We start from the raw sequence: 24276 nt of genomic DNA on the forward strand, positions 1-24276 counted from the left end.
GACGCCAGCCCCCACCAGCCTTTCCCCCACCCCTCAACGGGAGGGGACGGGCCGGAGCGGGTGGGGGTGTCCGGACGTAAAGCGAAGCAGTCCGGACACCCCCACCCGCGCAGGCCCGTCACCGCACCCAACAGCCCCGCGCAGCGGCACCGCCCGCCGCAGGCGCAACGGCGAGCAACACCCACGGCGGGCCAGCCGAAAACGTGGGAAGGCTGTCGGCGACCTATCGGCGCCGTGTCGGTGGCGGCTGACACCTTAAGGGCATGACGCGACAGACGATATCCACCAAGGGCGGCAACGCCGTGGAGGTGCGCGGTCTGGTCAAGCACTTCGGCGCGGTGAAGGCCGTTGACGGGGTGGACCTGAACGTGAAGGAAGGCACCGTGCTCGGGGTGCTCGGCCCCAACGGCGCCGGTAAGACGACGCTGGTGCGCTGCCTGTCCACCCTCGTGGTGCCGGACGCCGGCCGCGCCGTGGTGGCCGGGTTCGACGTGGTGCGCCAGCCCCGCGCGCTGCGCCGCACGATCGGCCTGACCGGGCAGTACGCCTCGGTCGACGAAAAGCTCTCCGGCTGGGAGAACCTCTACATGATCGGGCGGCTGCTCGATCTGTCCCGCAAGGACGCCCGCCGGCGCGCGGACGAGATGCTGGAGCGGTTCTCGCTGACCGACGCCGCCAAGCGGCCCGCCGCCAAGTACTCCGGCGGTATGCGCCGCCGGCTCGACCTGGCCGCTTCGATGATCGGCCAGCCGGCGGTGCTCTTCCTGGACGAGCCGACCACCGGTCTGGACCCCCGTACCCGTAACGAGGTGTGGGCGGAGGTCCAGCGGATGGTGCGCGAGGGCGCGACGGTGCTGCTGACCACCCAGTACATGGAAGAGGCCGAGCAGCTGGCGAACGAGCTGACGGTGGTCGACCGCGGCCGGGTGATCGCCGAGGGCCGGGTCGACGAGCTGAAGGCCAAGGTCGGCGGGCGGACGCTCCAGATCCAGCCGTCGGACGAGAGCGAGCTGGACCGGGTGGTCACCGCCATCGAGCAGGCCGGACTGGACGGCATCGCGGGTGCCACCGCTGACCACCACGGGGGTGTGGTCAACGTGCCGATCATCAGCGATGAGCAGCTGACCGAGGTGGTCGGTCTGCTCAGCCGGCAGGGTTTCACGCTCGCCGGGATCAGCACCCATCTGCCCAGCCTGGACGAGGTGTTCCTGGCCATCACCGGCCAGAAGACCTCCCGGGCCGACATATCCGAGGACGACATGGACCAGCAGTACGCGGAGGTTTCGGCATGAGTTCCGCGACGATGACGGCGCCGCTCGGCAAGGCCGGGGCCGACGAGGGCCGGATCGGACTCCGCGCCAATCTGCGGCACATCGGCGCCCTGGTGCGCCGCAACGCCCTCCAGATCAAGCAGGACCCGGAGTCGATGTTCGACGTCCTGCTGATGCCGGTCATCTTCATCCTGCTGTTCACCTACGTCTTCGGCGGCGCCATCGCCGGCAAGGACAACCAGCAGGAATACATCCAGCGCCTGGTGCCCGGCATGATGGCGATGATGGGCATGAACATCGCGATGGCGGTGGGCACGGGCGTCAACGAGGACTTCCGCAAGGGGGTGATGGACCGTTTCCGGACGATGCCCATCGCCCGGTCCTCGGTCCTGATAGCCAAGATCGTCGTCGAGATCGGCCGGATGCTGGTCGCCACCGCGATCCTGCTCGGCATGGGCTTTCTGCTGGGCCTGGAAATCCGGGGCGGCATACTGGAGTTCATCGGGGCGATCGTGCTGTCCACGGTCTTCGGTGCGGCCCTGATGTGGATCTTCATCCTGCTGGGGCTCGCCGTGAAGACCCCGCAAGCGGTCCAGGGCATGGCGATGGTGGTGCTGATGCCGCTCCAGTTCGGCTCGTCGATCTTCGCGCCGCCGACGTCGATGCCCGGCTGGCTGGAGGGCTTCACCAAGGTCAATCCGGTCTCCAACCTGGCGGACGCGGCCCGTGCGCTGGTCAACGGCGAGGGCGCGGTGGCGCACCCGACGCTGGTCACGCTCGGCTGGGCGGTCGCCATCACGGCGGTCACCATGCCGCTCGCGGTGCGGAAGTTCCGGACGAAGACCTGACGCGCGTCCCGCGGGGGGCTTCCCCGCGGGACGGCCTTTCGCCCGGCTCGCGTCAGATGAGGGCGGTGGCCTCCCCGAGCGAGAGGCCACTGCCTTCGGCGTACGCACGGGCATACGCCGCATCGCCCAGCAGCGCCCGCGCCGCCGCCTCGGTGCGGGCCCGGTCCCTGCGGATGATCTGCGACGGCACCTGGCCGTCCGCCCGCAGCGCGTCGTACGCACCCACCAGACGCGCCGCGTCCCGGCCCGCCGCTTCGCCGCGCTCGGCCATCAACACCCGTGCTCCGGTGAGGAGTTGCACCACCGGAAGGTCCGGCGCGACCATCCGCGCCATGGAGTCCTGCATCAGCTCCATGGACTGCCGGAACCTCGGCAGCAGCGCCTCCCGGTGCCCCTCGTCCACATCCAGCGAGATCCGCAAGGCCTGGAGCATCCCGGCGAACACGTCGGGGGCGCGCGGGGTGAACAACTCGTCGACGCGCCGGAGTTCGGCCCGCGCCTCCTGGAGACGCCCCGTCACCGCCAGCCACATCGCGAGGGTCAGCCGCGCGAACGGCTCGGTGTCCCGGCCGCTGTTGCCCTTCGCGGCAGCGGCCAGCACCTCGCGCAGCATCCGCTCACCGGCCTCCGCCTGGCCGTCCTCGATCAGCACGGCGCCCAGCCGGCAGCGCAGCAGCAGGATCTGGCCGTGTGCGCCCAGATCCTCGGCATGCACCATCGCCGCCCGGTAGTCGTCCGCCGCCGCCCCGTACGCACCTCGCTTCTCATGAGTCTCGCCGCGCCCCGACAGCGCCTCGGCCGCACCCCAGGCATCGCCGATCCGGAGGAAGAGCCGCAGCGCCTCGTCGGCATCGCGGGCCGCCTGCGCCAGCCCGCCGGGATGGTCGTTGAAGACCTTGGAGCGCAGCTGGAGGACGTAGGCCAGCTCCCACTCGTAGCCGAAGTCGCGGCAGGCCCGCACCGCGCCGTCGACCAGCTCCGCCAGCTCGTCGACCTGCCCGGTGATCAGCACCGCGTAGAACCACATCACGCCGGGCACCTTGCAGGTCTGCGGCATGCCGGGGCGGTAGGCGGCGAGCATCCCCGCCAGTTCCTCCTTCAGCACCGGATCGCGCAGCGCCGCGATATCGCTGTCCATGCTGGCGAGCGCGACCAGCCGGACCTCACGGCGGGCCTCCAGCAGCTGTTCGGGAGCCATCGGCGGCGGTCCGTCGATGGGGCGCTCGTGCAGGTCGGGGGCGGGTTCGGCAGGCGCGGCAAAGGGGTTGGGGCCGAGCGCGGCGGCCGCGGTCGCCCAGTGCCGGGCATCGCTGCGGTGGTCCCGCAGCGACCAGAACCACTGGAGGGACAGCACCAGGCACAGTGCCTCGTGCTCGTCCCCGGCGGCCAGGGCACGGCGCAGCGCGGTGCGCAGATTGTCGTGCTCCAGCTCCAGCCGCTCCATACCGGCACGCTGGCCGGGCCCGCGCAGCAACGGGTCGGTGGTACGGGCCAGTTCGCGGTAGGCGACGAGATGGCGGCGCTCGGCGGCGGCGCGCTCCCCCGTCTCGTCCAGCCGCTCCCCGGCGTACTCCCCCACGGTCTCCAGCAGCCGGTAGCGCATCTGCCCACCGCTGCCGGCGCCGTCCGCCTCGCCGGCCGGCGCCGCCACCACCAGCGACTTGTCGATCAGTGAGCCGAGCAGCCCGGCCACCTCACGTCCGTCGACCCCGTCGCCCGCGCACACCTCCTCAGCGGCGGCCAGATCACACCCGCCGGCGAAGACGGACAGCCGCCGCAGCACGGCCCGTTCGGGCTCATCGGTCAGTTCCCAGGACCAGTCCACGACGGCGCGCAGCGTCTGCTGCCGGGGCAGCAGGGTCCGGCTGCCGCTGGTCAGCAGGCGGAACCGGTCGTCGAGGCGGTCGGCCAGCTGCCGGGGCGAGAGCAACCTCAGCCGGGCGGCGGCGAGTTCGATGGCGAGCGGCAGCCCGTCCAGCCGCCGGCAGATCTCGGTGCACGCTTCCGGGTCGTCCTCGACCCGGAAGCCGGGGCGGGCGGCGGCCCCGCGGTCGGCGAGCAGCCGCAGCGCGACCGGGTCGGGCAGCGGCTCGACCGGCCGCAGCACCTCGCCCGGTACGGCCAGCGGCTCCCGGCTGGTGGCCAGCACCGTCACCCCGGGGCAGTCGGCCAGCAGCCGTTCGGCGAGCTCGGCCGCGGCGTCGATCACATGCTCACAGTTGTCGAGGACGAGCAGCATCCGGCGTCCCGCGCAGTGCTCGGCGAGCCGGGCGAGCGGGTCCAGCGCCGTCGGGTCGGCGGCGGCGCGCAGACCTTCCGCGGTGGTGCCGCGGACGACGGTCTCGCGGGCGCCGAGCGCGGTCAGTACCGCCTCGGGCACGGTCTGCGGATCGTCCACCGGTGCCAGCTCGGCCAGCCATACGCCGTGCGGCCAGGCCTCCGGCGAGGCGGCCGCGGCGGTCTCGGCGCCCTCCTGCGACAGTCGGGTCTTCCCGGCGCCACCGGGGCCCAGCAGCGTCACCAGCCGGTGCGCGGCCAGATCGTCGCGGATCGCCGCCAGATCGCTGTCCCGCCCGACGAAGGAGGTGAGCCGGGGCCGGAGGTTGCCGGTGCGGGGGTGGGGGTGAGGGGCGGGGTGGGTTTCGTGGCGATGGGGTCCGGTGTGGGGGGTCCCGATGCCGTGTGCGGTGGCGGTGCCGTACGACGTGCCGGTGCCGTACGACGTGGTCGTGCCGTACGACGTGCCGGTCCCGTTCGGGGCGGGGCCGGTGAGGGCGGTGGCCGGGGCGCCGGGTATCAGCGGCGGCGGGGGATTCACCGGCGGATGCGGTGGCGCGGGCCGGAGCAGCTCCGCGTGCAGGGTGCGCAGTTCCGGGCCCGGGTCGGCGCCGAGGCGTTCCGCGAGGCCGACGCGTATCTCCTCGTAGGCCGCCAGGGCCTCCGCGGTACGGCCGGCGGCGCGCAGGGCCTGCAGCCGCAGGGCCTGGAGGGGCTCGTCGAGGGGATGGTCCTCACACAGCGCGAGGAGCGTGGGCAGCGCCTGGGCGGCTCGGCCGAGGGCGAGATCGGCGGCGAGGCGGGTGCACTGGGCGTCCAGCCGGCGGCGCTCGGCACGGGCCACCTCGACGCCCGCGTCCGGGAGATCGGCGAGGGCCGGACCGCGCCAGAGCGCCAGGGCGTCATCGAGCAGGGCGGCGGCCCGGGCCGGATCCGCGTCGGCCAGCGCCCGGCCGCCCTCCGCCGCGAGCCGTTCGAAGCGGTGCAGATCGACGGCCTCGGGCTCGGCACACAGCCGGTAACCGCCGTCGACCGAGGCGATCTCGGCATGGCCCAGGGCGCGGCGCAGCCGGCCGACCAGGGCCTGGAGTGCTCCGGCCGCGTCGGCGGGCGGGTCCGCGCCCCAGATGTCGCCGATCAGCAACTCCGGGGACAGCGCCCGGCCGGGTCGCAGCGCGAGGGCGGCGAGCAGCGCACGCAGGCGTGCGCCACCGAGGGCGACGGGGGTGCCGTCGGCCCGTCCGGCCTGAGTGGTGCCGAGAATTCCGTAATGCACCGGCCCATTGTCGTGCAACGCGGAAGCCGGCAGGTATCGCCTTTCGTATTCGGGGCACGGGGACCGAGGAGGGGTCCCGCGGAGGCAGCAGTTCCGCGGGGGCCGTGCGCCGCGCGCCCTGCCGCGGTTACGGTCATGGCTGCCCCTCACCAGAACCCGGGAGCCCGCACCATGACCACAGCAATCCGGCGCGCCGACCGTCGCGTCAGCCCGGTCTTCCTCGCGCTCGCCGCCGTGATGGCCGTGTCGGGATGGGCCGTGTGGAACGGGACGCTCGGGGAGTACACCGGCGTCGCGGTGTTCTCCTTCGTGGTGTCCGGCTGGGTGGTCTCGCTGTGTCTGCACGAGTACGCCCACGCGCGCACCGCGCTGCACAGCGGTGACATCTCGGTGGAGGCGAAGGGCTATCTCACCCTGAACCCGCTGAAATACACCCATGCGCTGCTGAGCATCGTGCTGCCGGTGATCTTCGTGATCATGGGCGGGATCGGACTGCCGGGCGGTGCGGTGTTCATCGAGCGCGGCCGGATCCGGGGGCGCTGGCGGCACAGCCTGATCTCGGCGGCCGGGCCGCTGACGAACATCCTCTTCGCGGCGGTGTGCACGGCGCCGTTCTGGCTGCATGCGCTGGCGGGCGTACCGGCCGTGTTCCGCTACGCGCTGGCCTTCCTTGCCCTGCTCCAGGTGACCGCGGCGATCTTGAACTTCCTGCCGGTCCCGGGGCTGGACGGCTACGGCGTGCTCGAACCCTGGCTGTCGCGGAAGGTGCGGCGGCAGGTGGAGCCGTTCGCGCCGTTCGGTCTGCTGGCGGTCTTCGTCTTCCTGTGGGTGCCGGAGGTCAACCGGGTGTTCTTCGACCTGGTCGATGCGATCCTGCGCGGGCTCGGCGTCTCGGATCTGGAGACCTTCATCGGCCAGCAGTACTTCCGCTTCTGGCAGGGCGCACCGCAGCTCCCGCAGACCGGCGGCCTGTTCTGACGTCAGGGGCGCCGACAGCCCGGCGTCGGAGACAACGGCTTCCGGCTGCTCCCGGCGACCGGGCGCCGGCACGGGCCGTCGGACGTCAGCCGGCTGCCCCGGACCGCTGGATCTTCGCCTTGCGGAGGTAGAACCACGCCATGTTGCTGGAGATGCCCGCCAGCAGGATCCAGACGACGCCGACGAAGCTGCCCTCCACGAAGGCGACGACCGCCGCGGCGACGGAGAGGACGCACACGGCGAGGGCCATCAGGGCGAGTCGCCGGGCCGGGCCGGGCGGGGGCAAGAGGGACATGGGGGCGGCTCCTGTCGGGAGTGGTCGGACCTCCCCAGTGTCCCCCATGCCCGCGCTTCCCCCGCCCCCTCCCCCTCCTCCCCCTTCGGGGGAGGGGGCGGGGGTGGGTTCGGGGGTGGGGGGAGGAGCCCACGGCTTTTTCGAGCCCGCGACTCCACCGGACCGGGCCGCCTCAGACGTCCGTGACCCGCAGCCCCGCGTGGGCCCGGTAGCGGCGGTTGACCGAGATCAGGTTGGCGACCAGCGACTCGACCTGGTGGGCGTTGCGCAGCCGGCCGGCGAAGACACCGCGCATACCGGGGATACGGGCGGCCAGCGCCTGCACCACATCGGTGTCGGCGCGGGACTCGCCGAGCACCATCACATCGGTGTCGATCTGCTCGGTCTCCGGGTCCTGGAGCAGCACCGCGGACAGATGGTGGAACGCGGCGGTGACCCGGGCCCCGGGCAGCAGGGCCGCGGCCTGCTCGGCGGCGCTGCCCTCCTCCGGCTTGAGCGCGTAGGCGCCCTTCTTGTCGAAGCCGAGCGGGTTGACGCAGTCGATCACGAGCTTGCCGTCCAGCTCGTCGCGGAGCGCCTGAAGGGTCTTGGCATGGCCCTCCCAGGGCACCGCGACGATCACGACATCGCTGCGCCGGGCGCATTCGGCGTTCTCCGCGCCCTCGATGCCCAGGCCGAGCTCCTCGGCGGCGGTCCGGGCGCGCTCGGCGGCCCGGGAACCGATGATCACCTTCTGGCCGGCCCTGGCCAGCCGGTACGCCAGGCCGCGGCCCTGGTCGCCGGTGCCGCCGAGGACGCCGACCACCAGACCGGAGACGTCCGGGAGGTCCCAGGGGTCGCGCTGGAGGGCGGCCTTCGCACGGGTCGCGGCGTTCGGGGACCGGGAAGCGTCAGAAGTAGTCATGACAGCGATACTGTCACGCGCCGACGGCAGGCCGGTCATGCCCTCGACAGCAATCCGGCCCCCGCGGCCGCCACGTCCCGCACGCCGTCGCAGCGGCCAGGCCACCGCCACGCCCCCGACCCGGTCGCGTGGTCACCGCACCCCGCCATCCCGTCGCCGTCCCCCCTCACCCCCCATCCCCCTCACGCCTTCACGCTCCCCTCGGTCAGCCCCGTGCGCCAGTAGCGCTGGAGCACCGTCATCAGCACCATCAGCGGCACCACGGACAGGAACGCACCGCCCACCGTGTACTGGTAGAGCACGGGTTGGCGGTCGGCGTAGCCGGTCCAGGAGGTCAGGCCCAGCTGGATCGGGTAGAGGCCGGAGTCCGAGAGCATCACCAGCGGCAGGAAGTAGTTGTTCCAGATGTGTACGAACTGGAAGAGGAAGACGGTGACCAGCGCCGGGGTCATCAGCCGCAGCCCGAGCCCGCCGAAGATCCGGGCCTCCCCCGCGCCGTCGATCCGGGCCGCCTCCAGCAGCGAGTCGGGGACCGCGGCAGCCGCGTAGATCCGGCACAGATAGACGCCGAACGGGCTCACCATGCTGGGGATCAGCACCGCCCAGTAGGTGTTGGCCAGGCCGATCGCGCTGAAGAGGAAGTAGAGCGGCAGGGCCAGTGCCGTGCCGGGGATCAGCACCCCGGCGAGCACCACGTTGAACAGCGCCTCCCGGCCGCGGAACGGGAACTTCGCCAGCGCGTAGCCGGCCGCGGCGGACAGCAGGGTGGCGCAGACCGCGCCGGCCCCGGCGTAGAAGAGGGAGTTGGCGAACCAGCGGGCGTAGCTGCCGTGGTCGTAGGTGAGGACGTCGAGGAGGTACGCGACGGGGCGCGGATGGTCGGAGAACCAGAAGCCGAAGGTGCCGAAGAGGTCGGCGCTGTTCTTGGTGGCGGAGACGGCCAGCCAGTAGACGGGGACCAGGAAGTAGAGCGCGGCGATGGCCAGCAGGGAGGCGGTGATGATCCGGTAGCGGACCGGGGGCCGGGTCATCCGCGCTCCTTCGCGCGCCCGCCGACCAGTCGCAGAAAGCCGAAGGACAGCACGCACGCCACCAGCGCGAGCAGCACCGCCTCGGCCGCCGCCGCATGCTGGTCGTTGCCGACGAACGCCTCGCTGTAGGCGTGCAGGTTGGGGGTGAAACCGGAGTCGATGGAGGAGGCCAGCGGGCGCAGCACCATGGGTTCGGCGAAGAGCTGGAGGGTGCCGATGATGCTGAAGACACCGGTGAGCACCAGCGCCGGCCGGATCAGCGGGAGTTTGATGTGCCGGGCGACCTGCCAGGCGCTCGCCCCGTCGATCCGGGCGGCCTCGTACAACTCCCCCGGTACGGCCTTGAGCTGGGCGATCAGCACCAGCATGTTGTAGCCGGTGAACTGCCAGGTGACGATGTTGGCGATGGACCACAGGACGGTGCCGCGGGAGAGGAAGTCGAGGTCCCAGCCCACGGCGCCGGCGATCTTCACCAGCGGGCTGATGCCCGGCACGTACAGGAAGCCCCACAGGATCGAGGCGATCACACCGGGCACGCCGTACGGCAGGAAGAAGGCGCTGCGGAAGAAGGGGACGGCGCGGGCGCTCGCGCTCTCCAGCAGCAGGGCCAGGGCGGTGGCGAGCACGATCATCAGCGGGATCTGGACGGCGCCGAAGAGCAGCACCCGGCCGAAACCGGTCAGGAACCGGTCGTCGGCGAGCGCCTGCGCGTAGTTGGCAAGGCCCGCGAAGACCTCGCGCTCCTGGCCGCCGAGGCCGAGCGGGCCGGTCCGTTCGGTCGTGAACAGGCTCTGGTGGAGGGCGTAGCCGATCGGGGCGAGGAAGCAGAGGCCGAAGAGGGCGAAGAAGGGCAGCACGAACACGGCCGCGGCGCGGGCGTTGCGGGCCTCGCTGCGGGAGGCACGGCGCCGGGGCCCGCGGCGGCTGCGGCGGGCCGGCCGCGGGGTGACCGCCGCCGGCCGGCTCAGGGTGTCCCGGTTCAGCACCTCCCGGTTCATCCGCTCTCCACCTTGAGACCTTTGCCCTTGAGGTCGGCGAGGGTCTGGCGCTGCACCTTGGTCAGGACCGAGCGGAAGGAGCTGCCGTCGGCGAGCGCGTCGGTGAAGGCGTCGCCGAGCCGCTGGTAGAGGGTGTCCACGCCGGGTCCCCACCGCCAGCTGGTGTCGACATGCGCGCCGGCGTCTGCGAAGACCTTGCTGTACGCCTGGCCGCCGAAGAAGTCCTTGTCGACGTCGAGGTCGGTGGTGGCGTAGCCCTTCTTGGCGCTGGGGAAGCCGTAGCCGCCGTCGATCAGCAGCTTGACCGACTCCGGGTCGGTGTTGAGCCAGACGGCGAAGTCCAGGGCGTCCTTGGGGTAGCGGGCCTTGGCGAAGACGGCGGTGGTCGAGCCGCCCCAGTTGGCGAAGGCCTGCTCGCCCGCCTTCCACTGCGGCAGCGGTGCGGCCCGCCACTTCCCCTTGGTGCCCGGCGCGTTGCCGACCAGCAGGGCGTCGCCCCAACTGGCGCCCACCCAGGCGGGGATGGCGCCGGTCTGGAGGTCCTTGTACCAGGCGTTCTGCCGGTCCGGGATGGTCTTGACGAGCTTCCGCCGGACCAGGGACTCCCAGTAGTCGGCGACCCGGCGGGTGGGTTCGTCGTCGAGGTGCACGATCCAGGTGTCGCCGTGCGTCCCGTACCACTTGGCGCCGGCCTGCCAGGCGAGGCCGGCGAAGCGGTTGCCGTTGGTGGGCGCGAAGGTCTCGATCCAGGCGCCCTTCCTGCGGACGGCCTTGGCGGCGGTCTCGTATTCGTCCCAGGTCCGCGGGGTCGGCACGTCCCACTTGTCGAAGAGGTCCTGGCGCAGGAACAGGCCCATCGGCCCGGAGGCCTGCGGGATGGCGTAGAGGCTTTTGCCGAAGACGGACTGCTGCCACTGCCAGCCGGAGAACTTGTCCTTGTGACGGGCGGCGCCGAGCGGGGCGAGGTCCAGCAGCCCGTTGTCGAGGAGGAAGCTGGGGACGACCGGGAATTCGATCTGGCCGAGGTCGGGCGGGTTGCCGGCCTTGATGGCGGCGTGCATCTTCGCGTACTGCTGGCCGTTGACGGCCGACACCTTCTCGACCTTGACCTGGACGTCCGGGTTCTTGCGGTTCCACAGGTCGACGGGCTTGTCGATGCCCGGCACCCAGGACCAGAAGGTCAGGCTGATCCGCTGGCCCTTCTTGCGCTCCTCGGGGGCCCGGCCGTCGCCGTCGTCGCCGCAGCCGGCGAGCGCGAAGCCGGCGGCGAGGGCGGCCGCCCCGCCCAGGACCGTTCTGCGGTGCAGGGGTTTGCTGGTCATGTCGGCTCCTCCACGGGGATGCGGCGGAAGGTGATCGTCGAGTAGGCGCTGAAGTCGCCCGTCTCGTAGAGCAGTCCGACGCTGTCGCGGTCGAGGCGGACGAGGTCGGAGTAGGCGGCCGGGAGCCCGGTGACGGTGTGCGCGGTCCGCCAGGTCAGCCCGCCGTCGCGGCTGGTGCGCAGGGTCATCAGGGCACGGGCCGACGGGTGCGCCGGCCCGGAGAAGAGCAGCGCGCCGTGGTCGCCGAGGGGCAGTGCGCTGCCCTGGACGGCGGGTCCGGTGAGCCCGGCCTGCGGCCGGAAGGGGCGTATGAGGTGCTCACCACCGTCCGTCGAGACCGCGTCGACGCGCCGCCAGGCCGACGGGGCCTCATTGCGGGAGTTCAGATAGACGCTGCCGTCGGGGAGTTCGGCGGCGGTGGTCTCGTTGGGCCCGACCGAGCGGTCCGTGGCGCCGTCGGTGTAGCCGATCCGCCAGGTGGCGCCGTCGTCGTCGCTGAGCAGGGCGTGGCCGCCGTTGTAGCGGGGTTCGGTGCCGTCGTCCCTGGGGTCGGCGGGCGGGGTGGAATGGTTGGCGGGGACGAGCAGCCGCCCGGCGTACGGGCCGTGGCGCAGCTGGAGCGCATGTCCGGGGCCGGTGGCGTACCACCGCCACTGCGGCTGTTTGACCTGGTCGGTGATCTCGCGGGGCGGGCTCCAGGTCGCGCCGTCGTCGTCGCTGTACTGGAGCCGGACGCGGCGGCCGTCGGCGGGCGGGACCTGGCCGCGGCGGATGCGGTCCTCGGTGGCGTCGGCGGCGTTGTGGACCTGGAGGAGCAGTAACCGGCCGCTGTCGAGGGCGACGGGTGCCGGGTTGCCCGCGGTGCCGGTGCCGTTGCGGGCGACGACCTGGAGGGGGCCCCAGGTACGGCCGCCGTCCGCGGACCGTTTGAGGACGAGGTGGATGGTGCCGGAGTCGGCGGCCGAGGAGACCCGGCCCTCGGCGAAGGCAAGGAGGGCCCCGGAGCGTGCCCGGACCACGGCGGGGATCCGGAAGCTGGTGTACCCCTCGGTCCCGGCCCGGTACGGCACTGAGCTCTCGTACGCCATGGGTCACCCCCAATGGGCAAGGACGTAGGATGTCCCTCGTCCTGCGGTGACCATAGGGAGTGCCCAACTGACCGTCAAGACGGCCCACATGACGCCTTTTCGGGTCGGCGACGGGCACACCGACACGGGGTGACATCCCGGTGAACGGGACCGGTCATCCCCGCACCGGTGCCGTGACCGCGCACCGCCGCACCGCCGCACCGCCGCACGCCGCACGCCGCACGCCGCTAAGTCACTGCTCGGACAGCTGCCGCCGGATGCCGTCGAAGTGCCGGTGTATGGCCTTCACGGCGCGGTCGCCGTCGCCCGCCTCCAACGCGTCCACGATCTCCTGGTGCTGACGATGAGTCACCAGCGGATCGGGCCGGTCGTCGGAGAGGTCCTCCCGCACCCGCCGCAGCGCCGCCCAGAACGCGTCCAGCACCTCGCTCAGCAGATGGTTGCCCAGCGAGCGGTACAGGGCGAGATGGAAGGCCCGGTCGGTGGCGCTCTGCACCTGCCCGCCGCGCGCCTCCTCCGCCATCCGCTGCACCAGCCCCCTGAGGACGGCGAGGTCCTCGGCGGGCACATTGCGGGCGACGGCGCCGATCAGGCCCGCCTCCAGCGCCTCGCGGACCTCCATCAGCTCGTACAGGCTCGACTCGCCCTGGTGGTGGCGGACCGCGGCACGGAAGGCGACGCCCTCGACGAACGGCTCCAGGGTGAGCGGGCCGACATAGGTGCCGAAGCCGTGCCGGATCTCCACGATGCGCATGGCCTGGAGGGCCTTGAGCGCCTCGCGCACCGAGTTGCGGCTGACATCGAGCAGGGCGACCAGCTCGGCCTCGGTGGGCAGCGGATCCCCCGGCGTCAGCCGGCCGTTCAGGATCAGCTGCTTGATCTGGGCCTGCACATCCTCGGACATCGTCCCTCGCGCCATGAATCTCCCTCTCCCGCTCCCGCGTCTGCCGCGCCGCCGGCCCTCCGCCACCTGCCCCGCCGTGGCCGCTGATCCTTGACCGACCGCCTGTGAACAGGTCTATTGTGCTCGACATAGGACATCCCATGTCCTGTCCGATCAGAGCCCGGAGCCCCCATGGCACTGCCCGCCCCCCTGCACGGCGTCATCCCGCCGGTCTGCACCCCGCTGGACCCGCGCGGCGAGATCGACACCGCCTCCCTGACGCGCCTGGTGAACCACCTCGTCGACGGCGGCGTGCACGGCCTGTTCGCGCTCGGCTCCACCAGCGAGGTCGCGTACCTCACCGACGCCCAGCGCGGCACCGCCCTGGAGGCCGTCATCAAGGCCGCGGACGGCCGGGTCCCGGTGCTCGCCGGGGTCATCGACACCACCACGCCCCGGGTGCTCGACCACGCCCGGACCGCCGCCGCGCTGGGCGCCGACGCCCTGGTCGCCACCGCGCCCTTCTACACCCGCACCCACCCCCGGGAGATCGCCGCCCACTTCCGCCATCTGCGCACGGCCGTGGACCGCCCCCTCTTCGCCTACGACATCCCCGTCGCCGTCCACAGCAAGCTGTCCCCGTCGCTGGTACGGGAGCTGGCCGAGGACGGCACCCTCGCCGGGCTCAAGGACAGCAGCGGTGACGAGGGCTCGCTGCGCCGTCTGCTCACCGCGCTCGGCGGCCGCACCGCGCGGCACACCGGCCCCGCCCCCGGCTTCTCGGTCCTCACCGGTTCCGAACTGACCGTGGACGCCGCCCTGTTGGCGGGTGCCGACGGCGTCGTCCCCGGCATCGGCAATGTCGACCCGGCGGCCTACGTACGCCTCTACGACGCCGCCCGGTCCGGCGACTGGGAACAGGCCGCCGCCGAACAGGAACGCCTGGTCACCCTCTTCTCCCTGGTCGACGTGGGCCCGGAGACCGAGATGGGCCGCAGCTCCTCCGCCCTGGGTGCGTTCAAGGCGGCCCTCCACCTCCTCGGCGTGATCGACCGGAGCGCCACCGCCTTCCCCCAACGCCCGCTGAGCGACGACTCCGTGGCGGAGGTAGGACGTCGGCTCAGGGAGGCAGGGCTACTGAAGCGGGACGGCGCGGCCACCCCCTAGGGATCCACCCGCATCTCGGCGATGCTCTCGGTGTTCTGGTCCCGCACCAGGGCATCGATCGCTTCCGCCTCCTTCTCCTCCTTCTTGAACCGAGCCGGCCTGCCCTTGAATTTATGGTCGGCGGACTGGAATCGCGTATACAGAGATGCCGTCTTCTCCTTCTTGCTCACCTTCACCCGAGATTTCGCCAGCAGCCTCTTCTGTGCCTCCTTCACCTTCGACGGGAAGAATCTGATCGTACGAGCAATCGGCTGGTCGCCGAGCACCATGCGCATCAGACTCTGCGAAGGCAACCTGGTCTGAGTGCACTTAGCACTCCCCGGCGCCTCCGGAGCAATTTCCAGGTGAAACTTTCCGCTACACGTACGGGACGTTGTCGAGTCGCCGGTATGTGTCAGCGTCGAGAGATGGACAACGAGGCGAACCATGTCCTGCTTTTCGCCCCGCGCATCGAACACAAACGATTTGTACCACTTCTGCCCCGGCATCAAGATTTCGCCGGACTGCATGACATCGTCGAACGTCAAGAGCGTTACGTACTTACCCAGGTGCGTTTGGTTCGCGGTGGCCCCGTCCAGCTGCTCGACCACCTTCCGTGCGGGCATTCCTTCGGCCGACTGCATGCGGTAGCCGCGCACCGTATACATGGCACCGAGAATATCGGCGGGCGCCGACCCTTCGTTGTGGAGGGTGATTTCTCCCCGCAGGTGCGAGACACCGCGAGAGTGCCCCAGCTCAGCGAGTCGCGAAGTCACACTCACGCGAGGGCTGTCATGCGTCGGCTTGTAGAAGTTCATGTACCAGAACTGGAGCACTCCCGCCAAGGGCAGCAAGGCAATGGCCGCCGTTCCGATCTTCGACAGCTCAATGTGATCGAAGGCGAAGGCGCGGACGATGACGGTCACCGCAAAAGCGACCAACAAAACCGCGACAACCGTCACCAGCAGGTCCCAGAATTCATCGTGAATGGGACTGTAGATCTCGACCCAGACGGGAATGAAGAGCATGGGAATGGAGGACGCCTGGGCGACCAGCACGACCGGCTCCCGCCACGCGTCCACCGCCCCGCTTCGGCGATGCTGGTGGAACGTCTTCTTGAGCTCCTGGAAGACGCGCCAGGCAGCGACCCCGTTCAGGATGGCAATCACCATCCGAAGCACCGCCGAAACAACCTGCTCACGCGGATACTTGATCACATCATAGATGGCACTGCCGGCAAACAGCAGGGCTTCGAAGACGAGGACAGCGCAGAGCAGCTGCACCCGACTCCGGGGCAGAAATGCCTTGTTCCAGACGGACAGCAGGGAATGCCACGCGCCCTTCATGCGGCGTGCGGAAGCATTCACCGTACCTTTCACCGGGCGTGCGGGAATTGTGGGCATGGCCCAAAGTTAAGAGCAGTCCGATCAGCTCTCCGCGGCGCCGCGCGGCAATTGCCCCGGATGGGCCCCCGCCGGCGACCCGCACGCCCCAAGTCCCGTACGGGTGACACCGGTTGAAACGGCGACCGAAAAGGGCCGTGCTGCGGCACGATGCGGAACCATGGATGCCGTACGGGTCGCATTGCTGCGTGAGGTTCTCGCGGGGACCGAGTGGATTCAGGCCACCCGCCGCTTCGCCGGGGCGCTGCGGGGTGCCGTCGTTCCGCACGGGGGCGGGCTGCTGCTGGTCGGCAGTGCCGCGTACGAGCCCTGGCATCTGGCCGCGCATCTGGACGACGAGGCCGCCTGGTCGGGACTGCCGGAGTTGTCACCGACCCTGGTGCGGCACCGTGTGCCGGGCGGGGCGCCGGCCCATCTGGCGGTCGGGCTGGGCCGGTTGGAGGCGGCCGGGCGGGGCGAGACGCTGCTGGTCGTGGCGCCGGGGCAGCCGGGTGCCGAGCTGCTGGAGCGGGTGCACGACGCCCGCCGGAACGGCGCCACGGTGCTCGCCCTGGACGACGGCAACCGCGATCTGCACACCCTGGCCCATGACGCGCTCGCCGCACCCCCGGCCCCGCCCGACGCGGCGGCCGGCGACTCGTCGGACCTCGACCTGGACACCGTCCAGCATCTGGTGAGCGCGGCCGCCGGTGAGAACAGCCTGCCCGCACCCCGCGGCCGCCGCCGCTTCCGTGACCGGCTGGCCCGTCTCGCCGATCAGCTGACCGCGCCACCGCCGCCCCGCTGGTAGCTTTCCGCCCCACCCCCGTGCCGGAAATCACCCAGGCTTGTGCCGCCCCCGGGGCCGGCACCCAGGGCAAGGACCCGGCAGCGGTCCGAGAACGGGCCGGGTGCGGGGCCGGTGCGGGAGGCCCCTGCGGCCCCGGCCCGGTCGGTTAGTCGCCCTCCGCGCCGGTCTTCCCCTTGCCCGCGTCCATGTCATGCCACTTCGGGTCGGTCTCCCACTCCACATTCCGCTCGCGGGCGGTCTCCATGGCGTGCGCCGCCTCCTCGCGTGTGGCATACGGGCCGAAGCGGTCTGCGGCGCGGCACTCGGGCCCCTCTTCGACCGTCCCGTGCTTGAGGCAGTAGTACCACTCGCCCGGCTTGCCGACCGTACGCCTCTTGAACAGCGCCATTGCCGCCTCCTGTGGATGTTCCGTGCCACCATCCTGCCCGACGGCTCGCGGATACACTCGCTGACATGTCTGGCCAGTCGCTTCTTGTCCCGGGGAAGATCTCCCCCACCCGCCCCGTCCCCGCCTCGATCCGGCGCCCCGAGTACGTCGGGAAGGACGCACCCACCCCTTACACGGGGCCCGAGGTGCAGGATGCCGAAACGATCGAGAAGATGCGGATCGCCGGCCGGATCGCCGCGCAGGCGATGGCGGAGGCCGCCAAGCTGATCGCGCCGGGCGTGACGACCGACGAACTGGACCGGGTCGCCCATGAGTTCATGTGTGATCACGGCGCCTACCCGTCCACGCTCGGCTACCGCGGCTTCCCCAAGTCGCTGTGCTCCTCGCTCAACGAGGTCATCTGCCACGGCATCCCGGACTCGACCGTCCTCAAGGACGGCGACATCGTGAACCTGGACGTCACCGCGTACATCCACGGGGTGCACGGCGACAACAACGCCACCTACCTGTGCGGCGACGTGGACGAGGAGTCCACGCTGCTGGTCGAGCGCACCCGGGAGGCGCTCAACCGCGCGATCAAGGCCGTCAAGCCGGGCCGGCAGATCAACATCATCGGCCGGGTCATCGAGTCGTACGCCAAGCGCTTCGGCTACGGAGTGGTCCGTGACTTCACCGGCCACGGCATCAACTCCTCCTTCCACTCCGGCCTGATCGTTCCGCACTACGACAGCCCGCACCACACCACCGACATCAAGCCCGGCATGACCTTCACCATCGAGCCGATGCTGACGCTGGGGTCCTACGACTACGACATGTGGGACGACGGCTGGACGGTCGTGACCAAGGACCGCAAGCGGACCGCGCAGTTCGAGCACACGCTGGTGGTCACGGACACCGGGGCGGAGATCCTCACGCTGCCCTGACGGGAGCGGGAAACTCTTTACCGACAGCACGTCGGGAACAGGGGTAGGCTCGTACCGACAGGACGTCGGGAACGGGTTGACGCGGACCGCAGGTTAGGTAACCCTAAGTTCGGCGGCTCGGCGGAGCCGGCCTGTTCCCGTCCGCTGCCCTCGGTCCCCGGAGGTCCGTCTTGGAAGCGTCCAGCCCGACCCCGCCCGCTCCGTCCGCTCCGTTCTCGACGGTGATCCGCACCGCGTCCCACGAGCAGCACACGGAGGCCGAGAACTCCTCCTTCATGAGCGATCTGCTCGGCGGCCGGCTCGGCGTCGGGGCCTACCGGCGCTACACCGAGCAGCTGTGGTTCGTCTACCGCGCGCTGGAGGACGCCTCCGGGCCGCTCGCCGGTGATCCGGTCGCGGGCCCCTTCCTCCGGCCGGAGCTGGCCCGCACCGCCGCACTGGAGCGCGACCTCACCCATCTCGGCGGGCCGTCCTGGCGCACCGGCCTGGCGCCACTGCCGGCCACCGCCGCCTACGCGGACCGGGTGGCGACCTGCGCCCGCGACTGGCCGGCCGGCTTCGTCGCCCACCACTACACCCGCTATCTCGGCGATCTCTCCGGCGGCCAGATCATCCGCGGCACCGCCGAGAAGACCTGGGGCTTCGCCCGCAAGGGCGACGGGGTGCGCTTCTACGTCTTCGAGGACATCCCCAACCCCGCCGCCTTCAAGCGGGAGTACCGGGCGCTGCTGGACGCGCTGCCCGTGGACGACCTGGAGAAGCAGCGGGTGGTCGACGAGTGCAAGCGGGCCTTCCGGCTGAACAGCGCGGTCTTCCGGGAGCTGGGCGAGCAGTTCCCGCTGAGCGCGTAACGGCCCGGTCGCCCGTTCTGCGTCAACCGCCGCCGACGCCCGTTCCGCGTCAACCGTCGCCGACACCCGCACTTCCTCAACTGCCGCCGGAAGCCTGCTCGTTGATGCCTCCGGGGGCGGCGGGTCGCCCTTCCGGGTCAGGGGGTGGCGCGGCACACCCGTCCCCCTACGGCGATGGTGCCGTCGGGATGGGCGCGGGTGAGGATCCGGGAGCCGGTGCCCTGGTGGATGTCGAGCGGGCGGCCCAGCTCATGGGTGAGCAGCATGGCGGCGGCGCCGGTCGCCTCGTCCTCGGCGATGCCGTCGCCGCGGCGCGGGAAGCCCCGGGCGCGGACCACGCCCGCGGCCTCGTCCTGCCAGGCCCAGGCGTAGAGCCAGCCCTCCCCCGGCGGCGGCGCGGGCAGCGCGTCGACCTCGGCCACCGAGGCGTACCGCCGGGTCGTCCGGGCGGGCACCCACTCCGCGCGCCCGCGCACCCAGGTCACCTCCCCCTCGAAGTGGACCGCCACCTCACCGGCCGGCGGGCGCAGGGTGCGCGGCGGCCGCCCCGAGCTGCGCAGCAGCCAGGCCAGACCGACCAGCGGATGGCCCGCGAACGGGAGCCGGACGCTGGGGGTGTGGATGTCGACGGTGCCGTGGACGGCATCGTCGAGGAAGACGGTTTCGCTGAAGCCGAGTTCGGCGGCGAGCGCGGCCCGGGCGTCGGCACCGGGGAGCGCGGCCCCGTCGCGGACCACGCCCAGCTCATTGCCGCCGCCCCCGTCCGGTCCGCAGAAGACCCGGAGCACCTCAAGATCAATCATCCGGACAGTGAACAGCAGAGCCCGGAGGGGGCGACAGGGGCCCGGCGGCGGTGGCCGAATTCCGGCGGTCATGGACCCTCACGAACGAGGCCCCTTACCTTGACCGGCGCATGGCGGTTCCGTGACCGGGCGCGGGCCAATCCGTAATCAGGCCGTTGTCCGTGAGAGCGGGATCACTCGACAGGCCGGGCAGGAATAGGTAAGCCTCGGTTAAGTTAGGGCCGCCTTAGTGGCGACCCCGGCCACTGTCTATCGTTCCGTACACCGTTTCCGTACATCCGAGCCCGCTTGGGAGCCCTGTATGCGTGCCCTCCGTCCCGCCGCCGTCGCCGCCATCGCGGCAGCCACGGCCGTCACCGCCGTCTCCGGCTGCGCCGCGAAGAACGACGGCAAAGGGGGCAGCGGCAAGGGAACCATCGAGGTGACCGCGACCGACACCAGCTGTGAGCTCTCCGCCAAGGAATTCCCCGCCGGACATGTCCGGTTCGCGGTGCAGAACAAGGGCTCGAAGGTCACCGAGGTCTACGTCTACGCGCCCGGCGACCGGATCGTGACCGAGCGGGAGAACATCGGCCCCGGCACCCGGACGGAGATCACCGCCGAGGTCAAGGCCGGTTCGTACGAAATCGCCTGTAAGCCGGGCATGAAGGGCGACGGCATCCGCCAGAAGGTGACCGCCAGCGGCAAGGGCGGGGCCGCCAAGCGTGACCCCAAGCTGGACGCCGCGGTCGCCGCGTACCGCAAGTACGTCCAGGAGCAGGCCGACCAGACCCTCCCGGCGGCGCAGAAGTTCGCCGACGCCGTCAAGGACGGCGATGTCGAGGCCGCCAAGAAGACCTATGCGCTCTCGCGGGTCGGCTGGGAGCGCACCGAGCCGGTCGCCGAGTCGTTCGGTGACATCGACCCCAAGGTCGATGTGCGCGCCGACGGCCTGGAGAAGGGCCAGAAGTGGACCGGCTGGCACAAGCTGGAGAAGTCCCTGTGGGAGGAGAAGAAGATCTCCGGGGACGACAAGAAGCTCGCGACGCAGCTCATCACCGACCTGAAGGACTGGCAGAAGCGGGTCGGGAAGGCCGAGATCACCCCGACCAGCATGGCCAACGGTGCCAAGGAGCTGCTCGACGAGGTGGCCACCGGCAAGGTCACCGGTGAGGAAGAGCGCTACAGCCACACCGACCTGCTCGACTTCCACGCCAATGTCGAGGGCGCCGAGAAGGCCTACGAGCTGCTGAAGCCGGTCGTCGGCAAGAACGACCCGGCGCTCGCCAAGGAGCTGGACAAGCAGTTCAAGGTGATCGGCGAGCTGCTCGACAAGCACCGCGACAGCGACTCCGCCGACGGCTTCGCCTCGTACGACACGGTCGACAAGGGCGAGCGCAAGACGCTCTCCGACGGGGTCAACGCGCTGGCCGAGCCGCTGTCCAAGCTGGCCGCCGCCGTGGCCGGCGCCAAGTAGTCCGCTGCCAGGCAAGGGGAGACGATGACGCACAACGACGACACGTCCACCGAGCGCACCGCCACCGAGGGCGGCGAGGCCGCGCAGACCACCGACGGGCGCGCGCCCTCCCGGCGTTCACTGCTCGGCTGGGGCGGCGCGGGGCTGGCCCTCGGCGCGGTCGCGGCCGGCGGTACCGCGGCGGCGCTGCGCACCGGCGGCGACGCCCAGCCGGTTGGCGCGGACGCGACCGCGGGCTCCGCGATCGCCTTCCACGGCAGCCACCAGGCCGGTATCGCCTCCGCCGTCCAGGACCGGCTGCACTTCGCCGCGTTCGATGTCACCACCGACGACCGTGACGAGCTGATCGCGCTGCTCAAGGAGTGGACGAAGGCCGCGGCGCGGATGACGGCCGGGGACGCGGTCGGCGACGGCGCGGTCGGCGGGCTGCCGGAGGCGCCGCCGGACGACACCGGCGAGGCGCTCGGGCTGCCGCCCTCGCGGCTCACCCTGACGTTCGGTATCGGCCCCACGCTGTTCGAGAAGGACGGCAAGGACCGGTTCGGCATCAAGGCGCGGCGCCCCGAGGCGCTGATCGAGCTGCCGCAGTTCCCCGGCGACAACCTCGACAAGGCGCGCAGCGGCGGCGATCTGTGCGTCCAGGCCTGTGCGGACGACCCGCAGGTCGCGGTGCACGCGATCCGCAACCTGGCCCGTATCGGCTTCGGCAAGGTCGCGATCCGCTGGTCGCAGCTGGGCTTCGGCAAGACCTCCTCCACGACGCCGGACGCCCAGACCCCGCGCAACATGTTCGGCTTCAAGGACGGCACCCACAATCTCGCGGGCACCGACTCCGCCGCGCTGGACAAGCACGTGTGGGTCGCGGACGGCGACGCGAAGGGCAAGGAGAGCTGGATGGCCGGCGGCTCCTACCTCGTCGCCCGCCGGATCCGGATGCACATCGAGACCTGGGACCGCACGTCGCTCCAGGAGCAGGAGGACATCTTCGGCCGGAACAAGGGCGAGGGCGCACCGGTCGGCAAGAAGCACGAGCGGGACACCCCGCATCTGAAGTCGATGCTGCCGACCGCGCATGTCCGCCTGGCGCATCCGGACTCCAACGGCGGGGTGCGGATCCTGCGCCGCGGCTACTCCTTCACCGACGGGACGGACGGGCTGGGCCGGCTGGACGCGGGGCTGTTCTTCCTCGCCTACCAGCGGGACGTACGCCAGGGCTTCGTCCCGCTCCAGAAGCGGCTGGCGGCCAATGACGCACTCAACGAATACATCCAGCACGTGGGTTCCGCGGTCTTCGCGGTGCCGCCGGGCGTCCGGAACGCGGACGACTGGTGGGGCCGGGCGCTGTTCGCCTGACACCACCGTGCCACCGTCGGCGGCGGGGACCGTCGCCGACTCCATGAAGAAGGGGAAGGAACCGACGTGTTCGGCAACTACCTGATCGGTCTGCGCGAGGGCCTGGAAGCCAGCCTCGTGGTCTGCATTCTCATCGCCTACCTGGTCAAGACCGGGAGGCGGGAGGCGCTGCGCCCGGTCTGGCTCGGTATCGCGCTCGCCGTGGTGCTGTCGTTCGCGTTCGGTGCGGCGCTCCAGTTCGGTTCCCAGACACTGACCTTCGAGGCCCAGGAAGCGCTCGGCGGTTCGCTGTCGGTCATCGCGGTGGGCCTGGTGACGTGGATGGTCTTCTGGATGCGGCGCACCGCGCGGCATCTGAAGCAGGAGCTGCACGGCAAGCTGGACGCGGCGCTCCAGATGGGCACCGTGGCGCTGGTGGTCACCGCGTTCCTGTCGGTGGGCCGCGAGGGCCTGGAGACCGCGCTGTTCATCTGGACGGCCGCGCAGTCCGCGAACGACGGCGTACGGCCGCTGGTCGGGGCGCTGCTGGGGCTGCTGACGGCGGTGCTGCTGGGCTGGCTGTTCTACCGCGGCGCGGTGCGGATCAACCTGGCGAAGTTCTTCACCTGGACCGGCGGCATGCTGGTGGTGGTCGCGGCGGGCGTGCTGGCGTACGGCTTCCACGATCTCCAGGAGGCGGACATCCTGCCGGGGCTGACCACCCGGGCGTTCGACATCAGCGACCGGATCCCGGCCGACAGCTGGTACGGGACGCTGTTGAAGGGCGTCTTCAACTTCCAGCCGGATCCGACGGTCCTTCAGGTCACGGTGTGGGCTCTGTATCTGATCCCCACCCTCGCCTTCTTCCTCGCCCCCGGTAGGGTTGCGCCGAATCGTGCCACCCCGGCGGCCGCCCCGTCCGCCCCGGTCGCCCCGAAGGAGCCCGAGCCCCATGACACGCAGGTCGCCGTTCCGGGTGCCCGTAACACTGACGTCGGCAGCGGCGGCGCTGGTGATACTGAGCGGGTGCATGACGGTGCACGGCGAGAGGGAGATGCTGCCGGCGGTGTCGAAGGCTGAGGGCGCCAAGGCCCTCACCCGCTTCACCGACAGCTTCAACCAGACCTACCGGGAGCTGGACCCGAAGCGGAACCCCTCCTTCGAGGCGGGTGCGCTGCTGGCGATCGACCAGGCCGGGATAAAGGCGGCGCATGCCCTGCGGCCGCAGGGCAATCCCGGCTTCCCCGCGCTGGAGCTGACGGAGCCGCGCTTCACCGTCCCCAAGCAGGCGGGCTGGCCGAAGTACTTCATCGCGGACGCGCTCAGCAACCGCAAGGACGCCAAGGGCCACCCCACCCGCTGGTTCCTGGTGTTCAGCCGCAACGACCTCAACGAGAAGTGGCGCGCGGTGTACTTCGCGCAGTTCCCGGGCAACAAGGCGCCGGAGCTGAAGACGAAGGACGGCTACGCCGAGGCGGTGCCGCCCGGCTCCGGCTCCGGTCTGACGGTGGCCCCCGGCAAGCTGAGCCGGGCCTACGCGGACTACCTCAACACCGGCAAGGGCAGCGTGTTCGCGCCCGGTCCGCAGACCGACGGCTGGCGGGCCCGGCGCGCCAAGGACGCCCGTCAGGTCGGTTCGCGCATCCAGTGGCGGGACTCCCCCTCGGGCCATCCGCCGGTGGCGCTGCGGACCACGGACGGCGGGGCCCTGGTGTTCTTCTCGACCGTCTACCACCAGCAGCAGACGATGTTCGCCGGGGCGACGATCCGGGTGCCGGCGAATCTGCGGGGCCTGGTGGAGGGGCCGGAGAAGAAGACCAACCGGATGACCTTCACCACCGTCTCCTCCCAGGCGGTCACGGTGCCGGCCAAGGGCTCCGGCGACAAGGTGGTCATCCTGAACCGGCGGGAGGGCAAGACGTTGGTCGAGCCGCAGTAGCGGCGGTACGGCGCACGCGGTCGGACCGCGGAGACGCAGCAGGGCCGTCGGGGTGCTCCCGGCGGCCCTTCGGC

General features: G+C 71.2%; 22 protein-coding genes. 11 read left to right on the top strand and 11 right to left on the bottom strand.

The annotated features are described in order from the left end of the window. Positions 1–263 precede the first annotated feature (263 nt). Together TU31_RS13665 and TU31_RS13670 are read left to right on the top strand one after the other, a co-directional pair. Positions 264–1292 (top strand): ATP-binding cassette domain-containing protein, encoded by a 1029-nt coding sequence (locus TU31_RS13665; RefSeq protein WP_042154122.1) that lies wholly within the window; start codon positions 264–266, stop codon positions 1290–1292. Continuing rightward, entirely contained in the window at positions 1289–2119 is an 831-nt protein-coding gene (locus TU31_RS13670; RefSeq protein ID WP_042154124.1) for an ABC transporter permease, read from the top strand. The genes TU31_RS13665 and TU31_RS13670 overlap by 4 nt, the downstream gene beginning before the upstream one ends. A 52-nt stretch (positions 2120–2171) precedes the next feature. On the opposite strand, the gene TU31_RS13675 is transcribed toward TU31_RS13670, so the two are convergent. After that, positions 2172–5672, bottom strand: a complete 3501-nt coding sequence (locus tag TU31_RS13675; RefSeq protein WP_181018599.1) for an AfsR/SARP family transcriptional regulator — start codon at positions 5670–5672, stop codon at positions 2172–2174. Positions 5673–5843: 171 nt separating this feature from the next. On the opposite strand from TU31_RS13675, the gene TU31_RS13680 reads away from it, so the two are divergent. Further along, positions 5844–6650: a site-2 protease family protein gene (locus TU31_RS13680; protein ID WP_042154128.1), complete on the top strand. Its 807-nt coding sequence runs from the start codon at positions 5844–5846 to the stop codon at positions 6648–6650. Between the two features lie 85 nt (positions 6651–6735). Here TU31_RS13680 and TU31_RS13685 read toward each other — a convergent pair whose 3' ends face one another. The 7 genes from TU31_RS13685 to TU31_RS13715 form a co-directional block, all read right to left on the bottom strand. After that, positions 6736–6945 carry a hypothetical protein gene (locus TU31_RS13685; RefSeq protein WP_042154130.1) on the bottom strand — a complete coding sequence of 70 codons (210 nt, stop codon included), beginning with the start codon at positions 6943–6945 and terminating at the stop codon, positions 6736–6738. A gap of 172 nt (positions 6946–7117) precedes the next feature. Next, positions 7118–7849, bottom strand: a complete 732-nt coding sequence (npdG, locus tag TU31_RS13690; RefSeq protein ID WP_042155373.1) for an NADPH-dependent F420 reductase — start codon at positions 7847–7849, stop codon at positions 7118–7120. 182 nt (positions 7850–8031) lie between these two features. Next, entirely contained in the window at positions 8032–8880 is an 849-nt protein-coding gene (locus TU31_RS13695; protein ID WP_042154131.1) for a carbohydrate ABC transporter permease, read from the bottom strand. Further along, positions 8877–9878: a carbohydrate ABC transporter permease gene (locus TU31_RS13700; RefSeq protein ID WP_078885772.1), complete on the bottom strand. Its 1002-nt coding sequence runs from the start codon at positions 9876–9878 to the stop codon at positions 8877–8879. Before TU31_RS13700 ends, TU31_RS13695 begins: the two co-directional genes overlap by 4 nt. Then, positions 9875–11200, bottom strand: a complete 1326-nt coding sequence (locus TU31_RS13705) for an ABC transporter substrate-binding protein (protein ID WP_042154133.1) — start codon at positions 11198–11200, stop codon at positions 9875–9877. Before TU31_RS13705 ends, TU31_RS13700 begins: the two co-directional genes overlap by 4 nt. Then, positions 11197–12288 (bottom strand): sialidase family protein, encoded by a 1092-nt coding sequence (locus tag TU31_RS13710; protein ID WP_042154135.1) that lies wholly within the window; start codon positions 12286–12288, stop codon positions 11197–11199. The genes TU31_RS13705 and TU31_RS13710 overlap by 4 nt, the downstream gene beginning before the upstream one ends. A 232-nt stretch (positions 12289–12520) precedes the next feature. After that, a complete protein-coding gene (locus tag TU31_RS13715) occupies positions 12521–13207 on the bottom strand; it encodes a FadR/GntR family transcriptional regulator (RefSeq protein WP_042154137.1) in 687 nt (228 codons plus the stop codon). 156 nt (positions 13208–13363) lie between these two features. Between TU31_RS13715 and TU31_RS13720 the strand changes: the two genes are divergently transcribed. Continuing rightward, positions 13364–14338, top strand: a complete 975-nt coding sequence (locus TU31_RS13720) for a dihydrodipicolinate synthase family protein (protein WP_042154139.1) — start codon at positions 13364–13366, stop codon at positions 14336–14338. Here the strand turns inward: TU31_RS13720 and TU31_RS13725 are convergent. Continuing rightward, positions 14335–15720, bottom strand: a complete 1386-nt coding sequence (locus tag TU31_RS13725) for a hypothetical protein (protein ID WP_158894455.1) — start codon at positions 15718–15720, stop codon at positions 14335–14337. The genes TU31_RS13720 and TU31_RS13725 overlap by 4 nt on opposite strands. A gap of 160 nt (positions 15721–15880) precedes the next feature. Here TU31_RS13725 and TU31_RS13730 point away from each other — a divergent pair, with 160 nt between their 5' ends. Next, positions 15881–16510, top strand: a complete 630-nt coding sequence (locus tag TU31_RS13730; protein WP_042154143.1) for a hypothetical protein — start codon at positions 15881–15883, stop codon at positions 16508–16510. 145 nt (positions 16511–16655) lie between these two features. Here the strand turns inward: TU31_RS13730 and TU31_RS13735 are convergent, their stop codons facing one another. Next, positions 16656–16898 (bottom strand): hypothetical protein, encoded by a 243-nt coding sequence (locus TU31_RS13735; protein WP_042154146.1) that lies wholly within the window; start codon positions 16896–16898, stop codon positions 16656–16658. A gap of 65 nt (positions 16899–16963) precedes the next feature. On the opposite strand from TU31_RS13735, the gene map reads away from it, so the two are divergent. Both map and TU31_RS13745 read left to right on the top strand, forming a co-directional pair. After that, a complete protein-coding gene (gene map / locus TU31_RS13740) occupies positions 16964–17821 on the top strand; it encodes a type I methionyl aminopeptidase (protein ID WP_042154148.1) in 858 nt (285 codons plus the stop codon). Between the two features lie 170 nt (positions 17822–17991). Next, positions 17992–18672 (top strand): biliverdin-producing heme oxygenase, encoded by a 681-nt coding sequence (locus TU31_RS13745; protein ID WP_042154149.1) that lies wholly within the window; start codon positions 17992–17994, stop codon positions 18670–18672. A gap of 137 nt (positions 18673–18809) precedes the next feature. Here TU31_RS13745 and TU31_RS13750 read toward each other — a convergent pair whose 3' ends face one another. Beyond that, the gene (locus tag TU31_RS13750; RefSeq protein WP_042154151.1) at positions 18810–19475 is read right to left on the bottom strand and encodes a PhzF family phenazine biosynthesis protein; all 666 of its coding nucleotides are present in this window, start codon (positions 19473–19475) and stop codon (positions 18810–18812) included. Between the two features lie 301 nt (positions 19476–19776). Here TU31_RS13750 and efeO point away from each other — a divergent pair, with 301 nt between their 5' ends. The 4 genes from efeO to TU31_RS13770 all read left to right on the top strand — a co-directional run bounded on the left by efeO (position 19777) and on the right by TU31_RS13770 (position 24202). After that, positions 19777–20931 (top strand): iron uptake system protein EfeO, encoded by a 1155-nt coding sequence (efeO, locus tag TU31_RS13755; protein ID WP_042154153.1) that lies wholly within the window; start codon positions 19777–19779, stop codon positions 20929–20931. A gap of 24 nt (positions 20932–20955) precedes the next feature. Continuing rightward, positions 20956–22284, top strand: a complete 1329-nt coding sequence (gene efeB / locus TU31_RS13760; RefSeq protein WP_042154155.1) for an iron uptake transporter deferrochelatase/peroxidase subunit — start codon at positions 20956–20958, stop codon at positions 22282–22284. Positions 22285–22350: 66 nt separating this feature from the next. Then, on the top strand, positions 22351–23343 hold the full coding sequence (efeU, locus tag TU31_RS13765) for an iron uptake transporter permease EfeU (RefSeq protein ID WP_042154156.1): 993 nt from the start codon (positions 22351–22353) through the stop codon (positions 23341–23343). After that, a complete protein-coding gene (locus TU31_RS13770) occupies positions 23276–24202 on the top strand; it encodes an SCO2278 family lipoprotein (protein WP_471961860.1) in 927 nt (308 codons plus the stop codon). The genes efeU and TU31_RS13770 overlap by 68 nt, the downstream gene beginning before the upstream one ends. Positions 24203–24276: the final 74 nt, after the last annotated feature.

This window comes from Streptomyces lydicamycinicus (genome assembly GCF_000829715.2).
Classification (GTDB): Bacteria; Actinomycetota; Actinomycetes; order Streptomycetales; family Streptomycetaceae; genus Streptomyces; species Streptomyces lydicamycinicus.